Annotated in this window: 21 protein-coding genes and 1 tRNA gene; 4 read left to right on the forward strand and 18 right to left on the reverse strand. The window is 45.1% G+C overall.

Annotation, left to right across the window (positions count from 1 at the left end):
- The first annotated feature begins 35 nt into the window (after positions 1-35).
- Positions 36-917: an alpha/beta fold hydrolase gene (locus L6E24_RS07540; protein WP_257741379.1), complete on the forward strand. Its 882-nt coding sequence runs from the start codon at positions 36-38 to the stop codon at positions 915-917.
- Between the two features lie 65 nt (positions 918-982).
- Positions 983-1,942: a glycine betaine ABC transporter substrate-binding protein gene (locus L6E24_RS07545; protein ID WP_257741380.1), complete on the forward strand. Its 960-nt coding sequence runs from the start codon at positions 983-985 to the stop codon at positions 1,940-1,942.
- 133 nt (positions 1,943-2,075) lie between these two features.
- Here L6E24_RS07545 and L6E24_RS07550 read toward each other — a convergent pair whose 3' ends face one another.
- The 7 genes from L6E24_RS07550 to htpX all read right to left on the reverse strand — a co-directional run bounded on the left by L6E24_RS07550 (position 2,076) and on the right by htpX (position 7,631).
- The gene (locus L6E24_RS07550) at positions 2,076-2,396 is read right to left on the reverse strand and encodes an RloB domain-containing protein (RefSeq protein WP_257741381.1); all 321 of its coding nucleotides are present in this window, start codon (positions 2,394-2,396) and stop codon (positions 2,076-2,078) included.
- A gap of 187 nt (positions 2,397-2,583) precedes the next feature.
- Positions 2,584-2,654 (reverse strand) — tRNA-Gly (locus tag L6E24_RS07555).
- Positions 2,655-2,670: 16 nt separating this feature from the next.
- Entirely contained in the window at positions 2,671-3,075 is a 405-nt protein-coding gene (locus tag L6E24_RS07560; RefSeq protein ID WP_257741382.1) for a flavin reductase family protein, read from the reverse strand.
- A gap of 31 nt (positions 3,076-3,106) precedes the next feature.
- Positions 3,107-3,904, reverse strand: a complete 798-nt coding sequence (locus tag L6E24_RS07565; protein ID WP_257741383.1) for an alpha/beta fold hydrolase — start codon at positions 3,902-3,904, stop codon at positions 3,107-3,109.
- A 325-nt stretch (positions 3,905-4,229) separates the two neighbouring features.
- Positions 4,230-4,400 (reverse strand): hypothetical protein, encoded by a 171-nt coding sequence (locus L6E24_RS07570; protein WP_257741384.1) that lies wholly within the window; start codon positions 4,398-4,400, stop codon positions 4,230-4,232.
- 275 nt (positions 4,401-4,675) lie between these two features.
- Complete coding sequence (locus tag L6E24_RS07575) at positions 4,676-6,205, reverse strand: carboxylesterase/lipase family protein (RefSeq protein ID WP_257741385.1); 1,530 nt, start codon at positions 6,203-6,205, stop codon at positions 4,676-4,678.
- Between the two features lie 538 nt (positions 6,206-6,743).
- On the reverse strand, positions 6,744-7,631 hold the full coding sequence (htpX, locus tag L6E24_RS07580; RefSeq protein WP_257741386.1) for a zinc metalloprotease HtpX: 888 nt from the start codon (positions 7,629-7,631) through the stop codon (positions 6,744-6,746).
- Positions 7,632-7,770: 139 nt separating this feature from the next.
- Here htpX and L6E24_RS07585 point away from each other — a divergent pair, with 139 nt between their 5' ends.
- Complete coding sequence (locus L6E24_RS07585; RefSeq protein ID WP_257741387.1) at positions 7,771-8,535, forward strand: sulfide-dependent adenosine diphosphate thiazole synthase; 765 nt, start codon at positions 7,771-7,773, stop codon at positions 8,533-8,535.
- A 97-nt stretch (positions 8,536-8,632) separates the two neighbouring features.
- Entirely contained in the window at positions 8,633-9,289 is a 657-nt protein-coding gene (locus tag L6E24_RS07590; RefSeq protein WP_257741388.1) for a putative phosphothreonine lyase domain-containing protein, read from the forward strand.
- Positions 9,290-9,359: 70 nt separating this feature from the next.
- On the opposite strand, the gene L6E24_RS07595 is transcribed toward L6E24_RS07590, so the two are convergent.
- The 11 genes from L6E24_RS07595 to L6E24_RS07645 form a co-directional block, all read right to left on the reverse strand.
- A complete protein-coding gene (locus L6E24_RS07595) occupies positions 9,360-9,506 on the reverse strand; it encodes a 50S ribosomal protein L40e (RefSeq protein WP_308219113.1) in 147 nt (48 codons plus the stop codon).
- Positions 9,507-9,584: 78 nt separating this feature from the next.
- Positions 9,585-10,145, reverse strand: a complete 561-nt coding sequence (gene rdgB / locus L6E24_RS07600; RefSeq protein WP_257741389.1) for an RdgB/HAM1 family non-canonical purine NTP pyrophosphatase — start codon at positions 10,143-10,145, stop codon at positions 9,585-9,587.
- Positions 10,146-10,234: 89 nt separating this feature from the next.
- Positions 10,235-10,828, reverse strand: a complete 594-nt coding sequence (locus L6E24_RS07605; RefSeq protein ID WP_257741390.1) for a GNAT family N-acetyltransferase — start codon at positions 10,826-10,828, stop codon at positions 10,235-10,237.
- A 115-nt stretch (positions 10,829-10,943) separates the two neighbouring features.
- Positions 10,944-12,227, reverse strand: a complete 1,284-nt coding sequence (locus tag L6E24_RS07610; protein WP_257741391.1) for an APC family permease — start codon at positions 12,225-12,227, stop codon at positions 10,944-10,946.
- A gap of 181 nt (positions 12,228-12,408) precedes the next feature.
- Positions 12,409-16,605: a PAS domain S-box protein gene (locus L6E24_RS07615; RefSeq protein ID WP_257741392.1), complete on the reverse strand. Its 4,197-nt coding sequence runs from the start codon at positions 16,603-16,605 to the stop codon at positions 12,409-12,411.
- Between the two features lie 416 nt (positions 16,606-17,021).
- Positions 17,022-18,614 carry a bifunctional N(6)-L-threonylcarbamoyladenine synthase/serine/threonine protein kinase gene (locus L6E24_RS07620; protein ID WP_257741393.1) on the reverse strand — a complete coding sequence of 531 codons (1,593 nt, stop codon included), beginning with the start codon at positions 18,612-18,614 and terminating at the stop codon, positions 17,022-17,024.
- A gap of 5 nt (positions 18,615-18,619) precedes the next feature.
- The gene (locus tag L6E24_RS07625) at positions 18,620-18,772 is read right to left on the reverse strand and encodes a 30S ribosomal protein S27ae (protein ID WP_257741394.1); all 153 of its coding nucleotides are present in this window, start codon (positions 18,770-18,772) and stop codon (positions 18,620-18,622) included.
- A 5-nt stretch (positions 18,773-18,777) separates the two neighbouring features.
- The gene (locus tag L6E24_RS07630) at positions 18,778-19,077 is read right to left on the reverse strand and encodes a 30S ribosomal protein S24e (RefSeq protein WP_257741395.1); all 300 of its coding nucleotides are present in this window, start codon (positions 19,075-19,077) and stop codon (positions 18,778-18,780) included.
- Between the two features lie 41 nt (positions 19,078-19,118).
- Positions 19,119-19,625 carry a GTP-dependent dephospho-CoA kinase family protein gene (locus L6E24_RS07635; protein ID WP_257741396.1) on the reverse strand — a complete coding sequence of 169 codons (507 nt, stop codon included), beginning with the start codon at positions 19,623-19,625 and terminating at the stop codon, positions 19,119-19,121.
- Position 19,626: 1 nt separating this feature from the next.
- Positions 19,627-19,830: a transcription elongation factor subunit Spt4 gene (gene spt4 / locus L6E24_RS07640; protein ID WP_257741397.1), complete on the reverse strand. Its 204-nt coding sequence runs from the start codon at positions 19,828-19,830 to the stop codon at positions 19,627-19,629.
- The gene (locus tag L6E24_RS07645) at positions 19,814-20,386 is read right to left on the reverse strand and encodes a DNA-directed RNA polymerase (protein WP_257741398.1); all 573 of its coding nucleotides are present in this window, start codon (positions 20,384-20,386) and stop codon (positions 19,814-19,816) included. Before L6E24_RS07645 ends, spt4 begins: the two co-directional genes overlap by 17 nt.

Consider the following 20,386-nt stretch of genomic DNA (forward strand, 5'->3'; position numbering starts at 1 on the left):
TAACCGTAAAATTCAATTTTCATTAGCTGATTCCTATGAAAACAGAACACTTCACCTTAAAAGACGGACGGACAATTGCATACAGTGAATTCGGATATCCGGATGGAACACCGATATTTCATGCACACGGGGGCCCTGGTTCACGAGTGGAGGGCAGAATTTTTGATGAAACTGCAACAAAGAGAGGGTACAGAATTATTGCAACAGACAGGCCGGGAATGGGTGAATCAACATACCTTAAAGGGCGAAAACTCCTTGATTATCCGAAGGATATTGCAGAGCTTGCAGATGCCCTGAAAATAGATAAATTCGGTGTTACAGGCTGGTCAGGTGGCGGTGCACACACAACAGCCTGTGCCTATGCAATTCCTGAGAGGCTATTGTTCAATATGAGCTTTGCAGGGTACACAAATTTTGCAGAGATGCCCGGCGCTGAGAAGTATCTCAGATCAAAGATGGACCAGACATCAGTAAGTCTTTCAAAGAGCCATCCGGGGATGTTTAAATTCTTCTTTGACATAATGGGTGTTAGTGAAAAGTATATGCCTGAAACATTCTACAAAGCCATGATGAAAGAACTCTGTGAATCAGATAAAAAGATCTCAGCAGATCCCGCGTTCAAAGAAATCTTCATGGAGGAAGGAAATGAGGCATTCAGGCAGGGCAGCCAGGGTGTCACCACCGATGCAGCAGTGCATTATGTGGACTGGGGATTCAGGCTGAAAGAGATAGAATGTAAAGTGCACGTATTCCACGGCACAGAAGATCATCTGGTTCCGTTTGAATACGGAAAGCATCTCGGGGAAAACATACCCAAATGCAGACTTCATGTCCTCGAAGGTGAAGGGCATCTCTTCCCGTACAAATACCAGGATCTCATCTTCGACACTGCTGATGAAGAAATGAACAGAAAATAATGTTTTCACCCGACAGAAGATATAAGTAAACATGACTATCAATATAAACTTATGGAGCTGTTTTAATGGAAAAATTACAGAACAAAGTGCACTGTAAATCTGCCCTATATTTCCTGACTTCGCTGATACTTGCTGCATGTCTTCTTTCAGCAGGTTGTACTGATGGTACAGCCACTGTTCAGGAACAGGAACCGGGTGCTGTAGAAACGGTTGGTGCCACTCCCGGTACAGATAAGGAAAAAATCGCGCTTGGCATGCCCAACTGGCCCGGCGTGACGGTCAAAACCCATGTGGTAAAAAATATCCTTGAATCTGAAGGTTATGATGTAGAAATTGTCACCCGTACAGACCCCGGCCTGATCTATACATCTATGGCTGAGGGTGACGATGTGGATGTCCTCCTCGGTGCCTGGCTGCCAACTACACAGAAACCATATTGGGATAAATACCAGGACAAACTCGAACTGATCAGCATCAATGTCAATGAGACCTGGCTGGGCCTTGGTGTACCCGATTATGTCTATGAGGCCGGCATCCATTCCATTCCCGACTTAAAAGATTATGCCGATGAATTTGGCGGAGATATCGTGACGCTTGAAGCCGGTAACGGGATGACTATAGCGTCCGAAAACTCCATTAAAGAATATGGTCTCGAAGGCTTTACAACCCAGATCAGCAACACCTCTGCCATGCTCGATGAAGTGATGAAAGCCGAGCAAAGCGGTGACTGGATCGTGTTCTGCGCATGGGAACCACATTACATGATGAACGACTACAAGGTAAAAAAACTCGAAGATCCAAAGGCCCTCTTCGGCAATAATGAAGATGTCGTCTACACCGTCGCACGCAAAGACTTTGGTGACGATTATCCATGGGTCTATCAGTTCCTGAAGAAGTTCCAGATCCCGGTCGAGGAGCAGAGCCTTTGGATCGCGGAATACGGCAAGAACGAACGTGACCCTGATGATGTGGCGAAAGAATGGATCGAGAACAACCCCGGGCTCGTGCAGAGTTGGATGCCCTGATCACCCCGGTACCTGAACAAGCCGCCAAAATGATGTGGCTCTTCAAATCCGACTAAACTTTTTTGATAGTCTGATTAACTGTCCATAACGTTGCATGCATTTTTTCAGCATTTTACAGAACAACATAATATTATCAGGAACATCCTTTTTTTAGTTCTGTCAGCAGCAGACCAACATTTGAACCAAGATTAAATTCAAGTTCATCCGGATTTTCACAAAATAAATGCTCATTGATAATAGCATCTTCAACTTTGTCTATCAGTCTCTCAAATGGCAGATTATTCTTCCTGTATTCCGGAAGTTCTTTTTTCACTTCAGCTTCCAGAAAACATTTATTTCTGTTAATTTTCCTGTTCTCATACATCTTATTCCGGTCAAGTTCATGAATTACCGATAAATGCATCAGAATCCATAATTCAAAGCAGGGATTTGAGACATATAACTGCCATTTCACTGATCCGGGATCCTAAATTAGAGATTGATACAAATGTCCTAATTTGCCACACATTTCACCCAAAAAAGATATCAGATTTCCAGAGGTGAGAAGTAAAACCAGAACACCTCTAAAAAGACAAAAAAAGAATCTCTACCAAAAATCATAAACAGCACTAGAAATAACAAAAAAATATCAGAAAAACGAGTGCACCGACCGGGAATTGAACCCGGGCTATTGGCTTGGAAGGCCAAAGTCATGCCACTAGACCATCGGTGCAGGACACATAGTCGTGCTATATTAGATTATCACTAATCCTTATTAAGAATAGTGATATGGATCTGTGGCTGATCCTTCTCATCCCATCCGGACATCTCTGAATAAGATGCAGTCCGCCCGCCGCATACAGGTTTCGGGTAAGGATCCTATCATTCCCGCAGAGCATACATAGAGGTTCTGCCTTATCAGAATCAGGATCTCCGTCAGCAGATACAAACTCATCATTCATCGCCACATAACTCACTTTACCGATTGTAATGGAAAAATTCTCCCTTAAAATCTCCTCCTCTAAAAAGCATTCAGTCCAGCCGCCAGAACCCTCAGTTCCCGGCGGTGAGACCGTCTTTGAAGCCCTATTCAAAAGCCCGGCATTCTCAAACTTATCAGTTTCCGGAGGATAACGCCCTGAACATAACATCACCTCCTCAATAATCAACGCGGGAGAAATATTACTATTTTACGTAAACTCCCCCGTCTAAGAAGAATTCAACAATTCTCACAAACTCCGCCGGGTACTGGTACATCAGTCCGTGCCCGCTGTCCGGCACCTGAATTACCCATGCACCGGGGATTTTTTCGCCGAGAATAAATGAATTTGCAGGAGGAGTGAGAATATCCTCTGCTCCGGTCAGTAGAAGTGTCGGGGATTCAATCTCGGAAAGGCGGGAGTATGTTCCGTTCCATGAGACCATTGCCTCAGTCTGACGTTCATAGCTTTCTGTTGTCGATGTTTCCTTAGGAATCGGGAAGTATGTCATTGGATTTGGATTTTTACTGAACCAGTCTGCCGGGAATAAAAGTGAGAGAAGCCTCTCACCCTGTTCAGCTGCCGATCCTGAATTATCTGTGAGCTTTTCGAGAACTTCAGGCGAGGATAAAATGCTCTCATTCCCGCCGCATGAACTGCCATAAAGGATGAGTCTGCCCACCTTGTCCGGATGCCTGATTGCAAGTTCCTGTGCGGTATCGGCACCCATCGACCAGCCAAGAACGTCTGCCCTGTCGATATCCAGGGCATCAATTAATCCTGCCGTGTCATCTGCAAAAAGTTCAAGTGAGAAAGGTTTGTCCGATGACGTTGTAAGCCCCATCCCGCGGTTATCAAAGATTATTACACGGTATTTTGAAGAGAGATTTAAGAGAACCTCCGGCGGCCAGAGATCCATTGTTGATTTGTATCCCATGATGAAGATGAGAGGCTCTCCTTCTCCGAATTCCTTATATGCAATTTCAATGTCATCAACCTGCACAGTTTTGACCGGGATCTCATCAATAAGGTTTTGCGGAGATTCAGAGTTATTAAGAATGTTTCCGGATGAAGATTGGATTATATTCTCAGATTGTGGCCCGGATGTGGTACAGCCCGGAATAATAATGAACAGAGCAAGGATGATGATGATTGCAAAGGGTAGGAGTAAACGCATATAGCACTTATAGACACAGTAGAATAAATAATAATGTATATTTTAATAAAAAAGAGGCACTTTTAAAATATTCATTGCTAACCATTGGATTCTTCAGATTTTTTTGCCCCGATATACTCATATCAAAAGCAGCAACAGAGACAAATTAAATTTAAGTACATGCTATTTCATCAACGGTATACATTTTAAAAAACACTATCTCAGATTGCCGGCTATTCTTATGGCATTTGTAGTCCTGAGAGCAGAGGTGTACAGGAACGACTCCTGCAACACCGGTCAGAGCTACAGAAACTGTCTCACCTGAGATCACATCTTCATCCATCCCTGAACCTGTCGGAGTCTGAACAGGAACAGTAAAAACCGTGGATTTATCGATTCCGGCTCACCATGGTGGAACATAACAGAACAGAAAGGACAGGCTTTCACCGGTTATAGAAAGTATACCGGTACGGACGGAACAGAGGTAAAGGAGAATTTTTCCGGTGTTATTTCTCATATATCCTCATAATTTATCTTACCAGATAAAAGATCTGATACACTCTTTTTTTGATTTTATAATTATTCTGTTGTAGTTTTAAGACAGAAAAAAAGAGTGATTTAATCACTCTTCACCGTCATTGTCTCATTAATGTCGAGATACAGGCCACTCTCACCGGTGTACTGCGGCCATGTCATATCCATCCCGCCGTTCGGGTTCCCCGTTTTTGCAAATCGTGTCCAGAGATCTATCAGGTTATCGGCAACCAAATCAGTCGCCTGATCACGTGGTATGGGAACCCCGAATAACAGCAGGGTTTCACTGCCGTGGAATGCCCCGTACGGCTGTCCGGGAAGTACATAAGAATACCGGTACAGGTAGGTATCCGGTTCGAGTTCTGCCATCGATCCCGCCACAAACTTTGATGCATCAGAGAAGTCATAGTCGGTCATTATCTGCTCAAGCCGGAGCTGAACTTCTTCAGTAGAACTGGCAGGATATTGTGCAAGAACCGCATCTGCATCCTCACCAAACCGGTTCTGGAGATATGTTTTGTATTCCGGAACTGTCATGTTCGCATCCGCAGCAAGTGTTGTTCCGTCATCAGCGTTGTTTCCGATGATAAGGGGAACCGGATTCTCCTGGTGTTGGAGAAACAGTTTGTCCGGTGAGTCAGGGATTACCCAACCGTCAATAGTAGGCTCGAAATGTCTGGAGTTCACCATCTTAAACGGGGATGTCGGCCAGGGTGTGGCATTGACAATCTCCTGGTAACTCAGTTTTCGCATCTGTGTAATCGCATCCGGACCTGAGTATCCGAGGCTCTGTGCGAAAGTTACTCCCAGCTTTTCGGCGTCGGCTTTTGAATTGAGTGCATCTATCTCCGCTCCGTTTGTCCAGAAAGTACCGCTTTCAGAAATTGCCTGGCTGTAGAGTCCTTTGCTTTCAGGACTGACAAGATGTATAAGAACACTCTCCGCTCCTGCGGACTGCCCGAATATGGTCACCCGGTCCGGGTCGCCGCCAAACGCCCCGATGTTTTTCCGGACCCACTGCATAGCGGCAATCTGATCGAGAAGTCCGTAATTTCCAGAGCTGTTATGTGGAGACTCTGCGTCCAGCTCCGGATGGGCAAGGAACCCAAGAGCACCGACCCGGTAATTGGCCGTAACAACGATGACTCCTTTCTCTGCAAGGGCTGTACCGTTATACAGCTGCATGGAGCCGGCAATCTTTCCAAATGCCCCTCCATAGAAAAAGATCATTACCGGCAGTTTTTCGTCAGCACTCTTTGCCGGTGTCCAGACATTGAGGTACAGGCAGTCCTCACTCATATTGAGAGAAACTCCGGGATCCGCAGCAGCCGGCTGAGGACAGGCCGGTGAGAACACCCTTGTCTCCTTAACGCCTTCCCATGGCTCCACAGATGCAGGCGGTTTCCACCGCAGATCTCCGGTCGGAGGAGCCGCAAACGGGATACCGAAGAAAACCCGGAGTTCGTCCTGCTGTAGTCCAGAAACATATCCGGCGTCAGTATTTACAACATCGGATTCCGGTTCCTGCTGGGTACATCCTGCAAGAAAAGAAAATCCGATGAGGACCACGCAGATTACCAGTATATTACGTATTACTTTACCCTTTTTTTGCATACGATTTCATCTCCATTTGCCTTTTTGACAAAAAACCGGGTTCCCAAAAATGAAAGGCCGATCATTATAGAATCCGGCATCTCCATCTCATCCGGGTATACACCTGAGAAATTCAGTTAATATTATTCTATAATGGTTTAATGCTATGTACCTTCCTCAATCTGACGAAAGACTCACCGCTATTCTTTCTGTATATCTCACAAAAGATCTCTCTGTTGCTTCGTTCTTCCCTTGTTTATATTTAAGGAAAGCCCGCCTCCACTCTCCCGTTTTCCGGGCATACCCCTGGCCGGGAAAGAACGGACCACGGTTGCCGGATGTCCAGAGTGAGATGCCTGAATGGGCAAAGAAGAAATGCGTAAGTCCTATTTAAAAAACTGAGAATAGAACACTTCCGATTTTATTTGGAACTATCGACAATAACACATTAATTTTGGAATTTATGACCGGATTGTGCCCATATAGATATGGAACCACCATAGGGCACCTGACCGGTCATTAAAAAACATAATAAGAAAAATAAAATTAAAAAAATGGATTAATATCCTTTTAATTCACTCTCAAACTTCTCAAGAGCTGCAATTCTCTTCTCAAGAGGGGGATGTGTAGCAAGAAGCTCAGTTAAGCTCTTACCTGAAATTGCCGGAATGATATAGAAAGCGTTTGCACCCTCAATCTCCTGCTTCTTCTTTGGATTTACGTATTCCATCTTTCCGCTGATCTTCTTTAAAGCCGAGATAAGCGCCTGTGGATTATTGGTTATCATCGCACTGCCACGATCAGCCGCAAACTCACGGTATCTTGAGAGCATAAGCATCAGCAGAGTTGCTGCAATCCATACGACAATTGATACAATCCAGATTACAATCCATGCACCATTGTTCTCCCTTCCGTCAAAGAGATTCATAAAGAGCGCATTCTGCATAATCATGGACGCAAGCATTGCAATGAAACTTGCAACCGTCATAGTCAGAATATCCCTGTTTTTAACATGCGAAAGCTCATGCGCAAGGACAGCCTCAAGCTCTTCCTTATTCAGCGTACTGACGATAGAGTCAGTCACCGCAACCACTGCATGATTAGGGCTTCTTCCGGTTGCGAAAGCATTAGGAACCGGAGAAGGCATAACAGCAATCCTTGGCTTTGGCAGATTTGCCTCCGCACAGAGCTTCTCAATCATCGCATGGAGTTCAGGCTCTTCATCCTCGGCAACAATCCTTGATCTTGTGGTCGCAAGAACCAGCCTGTCAGAGAAGAAATACTGGCCAAAGGCGAAGAGAAATGCCAGCCCCGCAAGCATATAGAAATATCCGGGGAAAAAGAAATTGAGGATACCGAAAAATATCAGATATACCGCAAGAAGCAGCGCCCAGGTGATAAATACCCTTCCGGTAAGACCCCAGTCTCTCTTCCATTTTGTGATCATTAACTTGTATTATACGCAATCCAGAGATAAAAATATCGCCCATCCGGAAAGTTGGATGAAATAACTTCCCGGTTACACAGGAGCGTTTCAAGACCGGTTAATAGAGATGGAAACAAAGATGTAAGAGAGTGAAAATAAGATGAAACTCGATGAAGTTACGATATCAAGGGCCATAGTCTCCGAACAGAGCAGAATAATGCTTGACTATTATGACCTTGACTGCGCCATAGTCGGTGCCGGTCCTTCAGGACTCACCTGCGCCGCACTGCTTGGAGAAGAAGGACTTAAAGTCGGGGTAATCGAGAAGAAACTGTCAGTCGGCGGAGGCATGTGGGGCGGAGGTATGATGTTTCCGAGAATTGTCGTTCAGGAAGAGGCACGCCGCCTTCTCGACCACTTTGATATAAAATACAAAGAGTATGAATCAGGCTATTTCGTCTCATCCTCAGTTGAAGCTGTCGCAAAGATAACATCCGCCGCCTGTGATGCCGGTGCGGAATTCTTCAACCTGACCTATGTCGAAGATGTCGTGATAAAAGGCGACAACAGGGTAAGCGGACTTGTTATCAACCAGACACCCATCCAGATGACCGGACTGCATATAGACCCCCTCACACTTGCCACAAAGGTCACCATTGATGCAACAGGGCACGACTCCGTTGTCGCACACCTTGTCAGAGACAAAGGCGGCAGTGTGGATATAAAAGGTGAGGGTTTCATGTGGGCTGACCGTGCGGAATCCAACATCCTCAGCCACACAAAAGAGATCTTCCCCGGACTTATCGTAACCGGAATGGCGGCAAACGCAGTCGGCGGTGAGAGAAGAATGGGGCCGGTGTTTGGCGGAATGCTCCTTTCCGGAGAGAAAGCCGCAAAGCTAGCCAAAGCAATGCTCAAAAAATAAACCCTTTTTTATCGGAAATAATCCAGAAACCCGGTCAGGAAAAAATCCCGACAGCAAATAATAAATTATTATTGCAATATCTGTGAATAAAGATATTATGACTGAAGAAGATGCCCCTGAAGATGCACTCAGGGAAGCCGCACATGGTATCTTCGAGATAATCCTGAATAAAGAGCTTAAGAGGAGAGGGAGTTATCTCTTTGAGAGAGTTGAGAACGGGGAGGACTTTTCAGAGGACTTTAAGGAGATATTCTCAGAATTTTCAGCAGACTATCCCGAACTCGCCGGAGCACTGAATAGTTGTTCAACTGTTACAGACAGGATATACACAAAGATCTGCGAAGGTGAAGGTGTTTTTCCGACAAAGACTGAATTAATGTACTGGATTGTACAGGACAGACCTGGATATATACCAGCACCTGATGAAGATGAGAAGGCCGGAAAATGGCTCATATTCCTTGAAAAGGAAGAAACTGACGGGATATGGATTAAAATCCGGAACGCCACAACAGAGGGTCTGCTTGGATTCTCATCAAAAGTCAGCACAGCAAAGGAAAATCCTGATTCACGTGATGAGCGGTTTGTGATCTACATATATACTCCGGACTGGAGCAATGAAGAAGATGTCATGAATATCCGCGAAGAACTGAAAAAACTTGGTGTAAAGCAACGCATAGGCTATAAGAGAAATATAGAAACATACCACGGCGATTACAGCACCACCGGAAACAAAGTCACCTATTACAGCGTATAAAAAGAATTCCGGCATAAAATATTCAGATATTCTGAATATTAAATCGTGCATAAAACACGAAAAGAAAATATTATCCTTTTCTTTCCTTTGATTTCGGTCTTAACTGAGACGAACCGCATTTGCGGCACTTACTTGCGCGAACAGCGTTCCTAGCATTGCATGTCATGCAAATCTTAACATTGAGGTTTCTTGCTTCTGCCTCTGCGAATCTTGCCATTTTGTAATACCCCTGAATATCAGTTCTATATACGTTGATGTCTGCAATATTAAGATTTTGGATTGTAACCCGGCCGGATCAGAAACCGTGTTCATACCTGAACCAGTCAGAAAAAGCCAGAAGTGCCAGTCCCCTGTGAGAAATCTTTGACTTCTCCTCAATCAAAATCTCAGCAAAGGTCCTGCCTTCAACCTCGAATATCGGGTCATAACCAAATCCACCATCTCCTCTGGCACTTTCAGTGATCAAACCGTCAACACGCCCTCTAAAAAGCCTCTCAACATCCCCACTCTTATAAGCAATGGCAGTCTCAAAATATGCACTCCGGTCAGAGACACCACTCATAAGTTTCAGTATCCCGTCCATTCCTATTGTATCAAGAACATATGCAGCATATGCCCCCGGAAAACCATTTAAGGCAGCGATATAAAACCCGGTATCATCCACAATAACCGGTCTGCCTACTGCCTCATACGCAGCCTCTGCCTTCAGGGCGGCAATTTTACCCACATCATTATCCCGGTATTCAGGAAGATCAAGTTTCACATGAGCCACATTCACCTGATCTCCAAAGAATGCCGCAACCTCTTTTGCCTTATTTGGATTTCCGGTGACAACCGTCAGATCAGCCTCGGCCATAATAACAGTAATTATTCATATTAAGTTATATTAGTAATACCCACATAACAACAAAAACAGAGAGAGAGAATCTAAAAGAAGAATAACTGTCATTCAGACCATTTTTCATTCAGATATGTGGCGTAATGCTCATCCAGAGAGTCCTTTAACAGACCGTAGAGAACCTGATCATAATACCCAATGCGTGCATGCCAGTACTTCTTTCTGCGCCCCTCAAAAGTAAAACCACACCTCTCCATGATCTTCCATGAAGAAGAATTTTCATAGACGGCATCCCCGTTTAAGCGGTAAGCACCGGCACAATTAAACGCATAATAGACGAGAAACTCACATGCCTCAGTGCCAAAACCCAGGCCCTGAAAACCATCATCAATCTGATACCCTATGAGATATGCGCCCGGACTGAAGTCCACCGGAAGAATGGCACACTGCCCTGCGAAATCACCGGTCTCCTTTGAGCGGATTGTAAATACAGGGGATTCAGGAATTTCACAGTCAGACAACCCCTGCATTACTGACTCAATGAGCGGCGTGAAATAGACTTCCGTCACCTCATAACTGTTAGGGCCAAAAAATAGCCACCTGCATACCGACTCCTTTGCAAGCATCTCACATATATCCCCAAGATCCTCCATGGCAATATATGAGACTGTTATCTTCTCACCTGACCATTCCTTCTTCATATCTTTCACCAGGAATAATTATTCAACAGTTAATAACCAGACAGGATAAAAATTCCGGAGAGAAACAAAATTTCCAGCCAGAAATACAGGGGCTTAACAGGGCACAAATCCCCGGTCATACGTCTCCAAAATATTTAGCGCCTGCAAAAGCAACAGCAGTCATAATAACCCCAATCATGAGAATTACAGGGTCCATCTGAAACAGAAAGAAGAGACAGGCTGCAATACCCATAACAGGAATAAAGGGAAGTCTGCCAAAACTGAGAGGCACTTTAAAAGGCCTTCTCCTCTCAGGAATCCTGAATCTTAATGCAATAACTGAGGCATTGATGACTGTAAAGGTAAAATAAAGCGTAAAATTCGTAACAGAAGCAACGTCCCTGATATTTCCCAGTGACAGAAAAATAAGAGAGAGAAAACCCGCTACAAGAACAGCATAAGCAGGAGTCCTTGTTCTCTCATGTACACGGCTAAGAACCGCAGGCAGGCGGCCCTCCTTTGCCATGCCATAGATTATCCTTGATGAGGAGAGAAGCATCAGAAGGACTGTATTTGCGGTTGCGAAAAGGGCAATGACAGTAAAGACCTGATAACCACCATCAAAGACCTCACCGGCGATCATGGCAAAAGGGTTTTCTGAACCGGCAACTGCCTCCCAACCGGAGATACTCACAACCGAGACTGAGACGAGAACATAAAGCAGAATTGTCACAGAGAGTGCAATAAGGAGTCCCAGAGGTATAGTATTTTCAGGGTTCTTCGTCTCCTCTGACAATTTCACAATCTCCTCAAAACCCTGGTATGCAAAAAATATCAGTGCCGCTGCCTGAAAGACACCCGCCATTCCAAGCGGCATATAAAAGTAATCAACCGAACCGATATAGGGCAGGCCAATAAGTATAATCCCGACAAGACCGCCTGCCTCAATGAGAGTAAAAACAATTGCAACCATAGCCGACTGTTTTATCCCAACAAAGAGAAGGGCCGAGAGTAGCAGAATCAAAACAGTTGAGATCAGGAGAACGGGCAGATCAAAGATGCCCCTGAAATACCCGGAAAAACCAAGAGCAACGGTTGACGCACCGACAATTCCGGAGAGTATGACCATAATTCCGGTCATAAAAGCGAGATTACTGCCGAAAGAATGCTTTGTATATTCATATTCCGCACTTGCCCGCGGAAACATTGACGACAGTTCCATATATGACAGGCCGGTAAACGAGGCAATCAGGGCAGAGAATACAAAAGAGAGCCAGAGTGCATCTCCGGCAGTAGCTGCCGCCTCACCTATAAGGGCATAGATTCCTGCACCAAGAATTACCCCGATTCCTGAGAGAACGACCTCAGGCAGTGAGAGTGTCCTCATAAGCTTTGTATCGCCCCTGTCATCACCTGTCATTTCAAAGAATCCACGCGTTAAAGATGATATACCCTTCCGGAGTTAAAAAATAGCGTGAAGCAGAGCAATGCCGGAAAAATAACGGACAAAAAAATTCCTGTTTTCAGCAGAACGCGGATTTGGGTTTTTTACCCACGATGACTGCACATCACTGATCAGCCCGATATGCGGTAAACTGACTTCATAAACAGTAATCTTCCGAATATCTCCATTTACCTTTGGGGACAGAGATCTCAAACCTTGCACCCTCTCCATAAATACCATTCTCCTCAACCAAAATTCCGGTAATATCCAGAATCTCCTTAGTCAGGAAGAGGCCAAGTCCGGTATTGCTGCCAACACCTTTGTAAAAGATCTTCTCTTTCATATCAGGAGAAACACCGCAACCGTCATCGGTATATATTACCTTACAGAGATCACCGTCATCAATACACCGGACTGAAATTTCAGAGACTTCTCCACCGTGCCTCAGGGAATTGTCAATAAGATTGAAGAATATCTTCTCAAACATAGGATCTGCCAGAACTTCCAGACGGCAGCAGAGATCAGAACCAACAACAGATACAGAAGATATTCCGGCATTTAAACCCGCATTATCCAGCACAGTGCCGACATTCTGCCACTGCGGACTTTTAAGCCCCAAGTCCTGATAGTCTTTTGTAAAGGATATCTGAGTTGTGACATCATTCACCGATTTTTCCATGAAATTAAGATACTCCGTCACCTTATCGTCACCTTCGCACAACTCCCTAATCATTTCCAGATACATCAGCGTAGGAGTTACCCGGTTTAAAATATCATGCCTTGTAATACTTGAGAGGAGATTCAGTTTTTTATTGGCCATTATAAGGGCAAGCTCACCCTCCTTTGATTCAGTGATGTCCTGAATAACGCCTGCAAGATGTGTCGCAAAGCCCTCATCATCCCTCTTTTTCGCCTTACCAAGAACCCTTATCCATCTCCATTCACCACCGGCAGACAGAATCCTGTATTCATTTGAATAATAATTCTCACTGCCGATGATAGTGAGACTTAATTTATCCCTCCTCTCATTCCGGTCTTCGGGATGAATAAGGGACTCCCACCAGACTGAATCAACAGTATTGCCGCAGGAGTATCCAAGACCTTTCAGCAGGTTATGGTCCCAGAAAACCTTATTTTCCCCGACCATATACTCCCAGACAAACAGTTCAGCGCTCTTCAGTGCAATGTTGAGCCTTTCCCCTGATTCACGCAGTGCCTCCTCGGCAATAACTCTTGAAAGTGTATTTCCAATGAGATCATTTACCGATTCAAGAATATCCTTTGAAAACAGTGTGACTTCCGGGTCATCGCGTGAAAAGAGGAAATAGGCCCCGATAATTTCCGCACCGGCAACAATAGGAAGATAAGCAAAGGATTTAATCCCTTCATGCCGGGAGATATCCTTCAGGTTCGGACTTATATCATCAAAAACACCATATACAGGTTTTTTATGAGCCAGACGACCAAAACACGGACTTTCAGGCCTGATACTGCTCACAGCTGATTTATATTCCCCGGAGATGCCTCTGTGCAGGGTCAGTGACAGTCCGCCGTTCAGCCTGTCACTCAGATAGAGCATACCCGAGTTCATCCCTGAAGTACCCGTCAGACTCTCAAATATCATCTTCAGGGCATCCTGCAGGGAGGACGTTGCACTTAACTTCTCAGCAAGATTATGCTGAAACACCGTTCTTCTTTCGGACTGCCTGCTGCTGGTAACATTTCTGGTCATCTCAACAACTGAAGAATATCTCCCTGAATAATCCTTTATCGGGATAGATGTCTTCTCCCAGTAACTGTCACCTACACCCGCAACACCCCTGTGGAAGATAGTCTTACTCCTAATCTCGCCGGACTCCATAGATTTTAAGGCATTGCAGTCATCGCAGACTTTCTCACAACCCAGAAATGCTTCATAACAGGTCTTACCGACAATATCCGGATTCATCTTTTTTGCAGTAGCATTTGCCCACAATATCCGGAGTTCAGGATCTTTGTGAACAACAACATCAGGAAGACTGTCAAGTATTGTTTTTAATTTATTTTCGCTCTCACTGAGTTGCCTCTGGACCGTCTTCTGGGCAGTGATATCAATTAAATTGCAGACAACATTGCTGCTCCCCACAATACGTTCAAATATTAAAAGAATATCATGAATTCTGCCGGAGCGGTCAACAAACCTGAACTCATAGGAGTCATGGTAAAATTCCCCGCCTTTTGGTCTCCGGGAATATTTATCAAGCATAAAACTGAGATCGTCCTCATGAACAAAATCAGTCCATCTCATCCTGCCTTCAACTTCAGCCCTGCTGTAGCCGGAGAGTTTTTCATACCCGGAATTTACAAGGAGGAGGATATTGTCAGGGCCGTAAATCACAGTTGCAGCCCCTGTGGAGTTAAACAGTGCCCGGTATCTGGCTTCAGAGTCCTTCAGAAGCTTCTCGGATTTCTTCCTCTCCGAAATCTCCCGGAATACAATTACGGCACCATTTATCTTTCCGTCAAATCCGACAATAGGGGCACCACTGTCATCAATGGGCCAGATTTCACCCGATTTTCCGGTGAGAACCGTATGGTTTGCAAGCCCCACAACCCTGCCTTCCTTAATTACCTTCTCAGCCGGACTTTCAACAACATCTCCGGTTGATTCATTTGTAATATTAAAAATTTCACTAAGGGGTCTGTTCTTTGCCTCCTTAAGGCTCCATCCGGTCAGGTGCTCAGAGACAGGATTCATGTATGTAACATTGCAGTCACGATCAGTTGCAATGATTGCATCGCCAATGCTCTTTAAGACAGTTGAATTCCACTCGTAACTCTCCTTCAGCTTATGTCTGGACTTAATAATATCACTAACATCACGTGATATGGTTGAAATACCGGTTATTTTGCCATTAATATCAGTAATTGGCGAAATTGTCAGAGAAACATCAATAATCTGTCCATCTTTTCTCATCCTGCGGGCCGTATGATGTTTAATCTTTTCTCCCAGGCTGATTTTATCCATAATCGATTTGAGATCATCTGCATCCTCTTCCAAAACCAGCAGATTGATCTTCTTTCCAACAACCTCCTCTTCAGAATAACCAAAGATCTCCTCCGCACCTTTATTCCAGCTTGTTATAGTGCCATCGGTATTTTTGCTGATTATTGCATCATCCGCCGAATCAATAATAGAAGCAAGCCTCATCTGGTAATCCTGCGCCTCTTTCTCCTTTGTAATGTCGCGGAAGACAATTACTGATCCCCGAACCTCCGAATTCTGATCCTTAATCGGTGCGGCACTGTCCCCGATGATATATTTTGAGCCGTCTTTTGATTCAAGCTGAATATTATCGGAGAGGTTCACTATTTTTCCTGACCGGATGGCTTCCTCAGCGGGATTTACCCTAACCTCTCCGGTGAGAAGATCTGACAAACTGAATACATCAAGAACATGCATGCCCTTTGCATCATCTTCCCTCCACCCCGTAAGTTCTTCTGCAACACGGTTCAATGCAGTGATATTTGTATGCTCATCTGTTACTATCACACCATCTCCGATCGATTTGAGAGTGACATCCAGATGCTCCTTCGCTGCTGCAAGAGAATCCTCAGCATTCTGCTGAGCAGTTATATCCTTTGAAAAAACTGCATATGAAACAATATTCCCGGAAATATCCGCCAAAGGACTTATTGTATTATTATAGTATCTGCCTTTGGAGATCTCTTCATAGAACAACTGCCCGGAACTATCAGAAGAGGAGGAAAAAATAATCTCTTGCAGATTAAAAAGCCCCAAAGGCAGGGATTCAAATGCACTGGCACCAAGAAGGAATTTGGGATCCCTTCCAAACCGCTCTGCCATAAGACTGTTTATTGCAAGTATCCCCCCTTCCGGCGATATAAGCATCTCTGCCTCACTTGCAGCATTCAGAAGTGCAATCATCTGTTTCTTTCCGGCTTCGATCTCAGATTCAGCTTTCTTTCTTCTGACAGCCTGGCTTATTTTACTGGTAAGTTCAGCAAACTGGGCTTTCGGCTGACCACCCTTCTGAAGGTAAAAATCCGCACCGTTATTCAGGGCATCTATAACAACATCTTCACGCCCTCTTCCGGTAAAGATGATAAACGGGATATCGTTACCTGTGGATCTCACTTTGCTTAAAAACTCAACGCCGTTCATCTCAGGCATTTCATAATCGGAGACAACTGCATCATAATTATTACCATATATTTTATTCAGCCCCTCATCTGCTGAAGATGCTGTGTCAACCACAAACTCTCCGGAATGTTCCAGATATAGCTTAGTCGCGGTTAAGAGAATCTCTTCATCATCAACATAGAGAATATTATACATATTATTTGCAGCCATCCGATTACCAGACATACAGTTTGAAATCCGGAACATATATATATGCCGACACAGGACAAAAAATATAATAAGCCAACAATAGAGAATTTAAATCAAAATAAAGATGAATAAGAGAGATTCATATGTTGAGGAACAGATTAAGCACAACACATAAGCACAACATACCTGTATATTGATGTACACACCAATAAGGAGGAGATATGCCCCACCCTTATCCCACAATATATCAGATCAGTGGGACAGACAGAACGGACAATCTTTTGGAGTCTGCGCAAACCCGGAGTTACAGAAAGTGCCTGCATACGAAAGACAGCCAAATCAGGGTCAGAAAAAACAGCACAATATTTAAAAACAAATATTGTTTGAAGCGACACACAATATAATATTATATTTATGAAAAAAAGAGCAGATGGTTATCAGTGAAGATAACGGCCCCGGAGCCTTATCTCCTCAACCCTCTCCAGAACCGTGTCGCCCTCTGCAAAACTCTCTTTATATCCGGTGCAGAAGGCATCCCTCAGTTCATAATGGTCAGGTGCAGTGCTCTCAAGGGTCTGGAAGAAGACATGCAGGTCCACGCCCCTTGACTCCACCTCCGATGATATATATGCAAGACCGAAGTCAATGAGCACACACCTGCCATCAGATTCACGGACCATAATATTGGAGGTCGTCAGATCACCGTGGATGATTCCGGCATCATGGAGCCTGCCGACAATTCTTCCGGCATCCATGACATTGTCTGCATTGAGCAGATGCTTCAGCATCAGACCTGTTACCTTCTCCATAACAACAGAATCACTGGTTATGTCATAGATCACAGGCGTAGGCACACCTGACCTCCGGGAGAGGGAGATTAACCTCGCCTCTGCCTTTGTACGCTCAGATATAAGCCTCTTATCAAGAGAAGGAGAGCGGTATCTCTTGGAGAGGCGCTTCTTAATCACATAATCGCCCCTCTCACTGACAAGTGCCTCCGCCCCCCGTGCAAAACCGTCAGAGAGCATATTGGCAGACCTGTATGGCAGGTCCCCTGTATCCTTCCGCCATAAAACCTCCACCTCATCAGAACGGAAGGAAGGGTTAACAGCCGAATCTTTAACAGCTATCGTCTGACCTGCCTCAAGCATGATCTTTCCGGTCAGCGCGATCATAGCACCATTATCCCCGATATACTGCCTCTCAGGTACAAAGAATTCAGCTCCCCTCTCCTCACACATGCACGCAAGCATCTCGCGGAGGCGTGTATTCGCACCCACACCTCCGACAAGCAAAACCTCATTCTTTCCGGCATGCGCAAGCGCCCTCTCGGTCACCTCAACACACATTGCAAAGGCGCTCTCCTGAAAACCGGCACAGACATCTTCAATCGGAGCATTGCAGCTTTTTGCGGCGGACATCAGCCCGGAAAAAGCAAGATCCATACCCTTCACAGTATAGGGCAGATCTACAGGACTGCCCTCAAGTGCATATTTCTCAATCAGAGGGCCGCCGGGATGGGGCAGTCCCTTACTGCGTGCAAACTTATCAAGAGCATTGCCAAGGCCGATATCAAGAGTCTCACCAAATATCCTGTACCGTGATTTTAAAAAACCAAGTACCTGCGTATTCGCTCCGCTGGCATAGAGGACAACCGGGTCATCACATCCGCACTGCCACCTGCCAATCTCAACGTGGGCAACGCAGTGATTGACACCAATCAGAGGCACACCAAGGGAGAGAGACAACGTCCTTGCAGCAGTACCGACTGTCCTCAGACACGGTCCAAGACCCGGCCCCTGCGAGAAGGCAATGCCTGAAATATCAGCCGGGTTATGCCCCTCAAGAACTCTGGATATAACATCCTTTAAAACAGATGCGTGATGCTGAGCAGCCTCGCGCGGGTGAATGCCACCGCTCGGCGGGCTGTATGGTCTGGAATGCAGAGAGAGTACATCCTCTCCAAAAATTGCGGCACTAAGGTTCCAGGCAGTCCCCTCAATACCCAGTATAAGCCCTGGTTCAGGCATTATTCTTATTTATTGAATTCGGTATATCCGCACTTGCCACAGGACACACGATCCTTGTGTTCAGCCATATAGACTCCGGGTCCACAGCGTGGGCAGTTCTTCTTCTGCACTTCTGCCTTATCGCCCTCAACATTATAATATTTATAGCGGCTCACCATAATACTCAGGCCTCCTCTTCTGCCTCAGTCTCAGGATTATTGCGTTTTACCAGATAGTCAAGCTCAGTTGACTTAAGAGCCTCTGCATCTGTATAAATGCGTGCCTTTGCAATGATCTCCTGCTTACCGAATTCACTCTTAAGTGAATCAATGACACAGACTGTCACCGGCACATTGCGGAGTGCACAGAGTTTGCCCAGTATCTCTTTTCTTGAAGGTGTAGCGCCTTCATAATTAATAACAAAATCAAGCTCAGTGCGGTTAAGAAGCTTGTTTTCCTCTTCTTTTACGAATACAAAGTCCATCGATATCCCTCAAATATTGTTCGCAGATTTATTTAAATATATCAACCGGAAGAATCCGGAATTTCCTTCTTAACAAAGAGTGAAAAAAGCTCTTCTGCAACTTTTCTTGATTCAGAATCAACTATTCTGACCACAACACCCTCACCAGGCTGACCATAGAAGACTGCCGAACCCAGAGGGGCATACATCACCATAGGAATTACTGCAAGATCCTCCTCACCAATGACATAGACAAGAACAGGCGGACTCACTATGGCAGATAAAAGCACATCTATAAGCTTATCTGTAATTGTCCCTGCCGGATTTTCAACCTCAATCAGTTCTGCAGGAAGAATGGGTGTCTTGGTACAGATCTTTCTCATGGTTATGCCGTCAATAACCGCCACTTCAGGCACAACTCCGTTTTTGGCAAGGTTATAGGTCACAACATCACCGACCGCATACACCGGAGATTCACCTGAAAAGTTCAGAGCCGAAACTATATCCGGGAAAAGCTCCCCAAAAGGTTCTTTAAACCTGCCGCGATGCTCTTCTGGAAGATACCACATTTTAGCGAACTTTCAGGGCATACCTTCCGGGCATGTCAATATTCATCTTTTTTGCGATATCAGAATTTTTGGGATCCACAATATAGAGATAGCCAGCCCAGTCATCGCTGAGGTTTGAACTGCCGCAGGTCACGCATGACTCACCATCAACTACGTGGTGACAGTTGCGGCATACTTTAACGGATTTCTTATTGCGAGGAGCCATCTGCTGTCTCTCCCTCAACCTCTTCCTTCAGCCAGGTCTCTGTTCCAAGCCCTGCCTGTCTCATGGTAAGGCCGATTTTGCTCTCCCTTGGGTCTCTTTCCGAGAGCGAGAGCGAAACAACACGTGCACGAAGGCCATCTCCGACTGCGATCTGTCTGCGGCTCTCCTGGCAGACAAGCCTTCCGTTCTTCTCATCATAATTGATATATTCATCAGATATCTGGCTGACATGAAGCATTGCATCAATCGGACCAAGAGAGACAAAAGCGCCAAAACTTGTGGTTTCAACAACCTCACCCTCAATAATTTCCTGCATTGAAAGCCTCATTACAACAGAATCAAAAATTACAGAGTAGTAAACAGCGCCGTCACCCGGGATAATATCTCCTTCTCCGATCTCCTTTATCTCAGTTACTGCAATAAAAATTCCAATATCCTTGTCTATACTGCCCTCAAGCTGTTTCTGAAGTTCGTCCATCACAACAATTTCAAGGTCTTCACCAAGGCGGATAGGGGGCACACGCACCTTGTCCTCAAGCGTCATTCTAAAATACAT

Origin of the sequence: Methanoplanus endosymbiosus, assembly GCF_024662215.1 — an archaeon.
GTDB classification, from domain to species: domain Archaea; phylum Halobacteriota; class Methanomicrobia; order Methanomicrobiales; family Methanomicrobiaceae; genus Methanoplanus; species Methanoplanus endosymbiosus.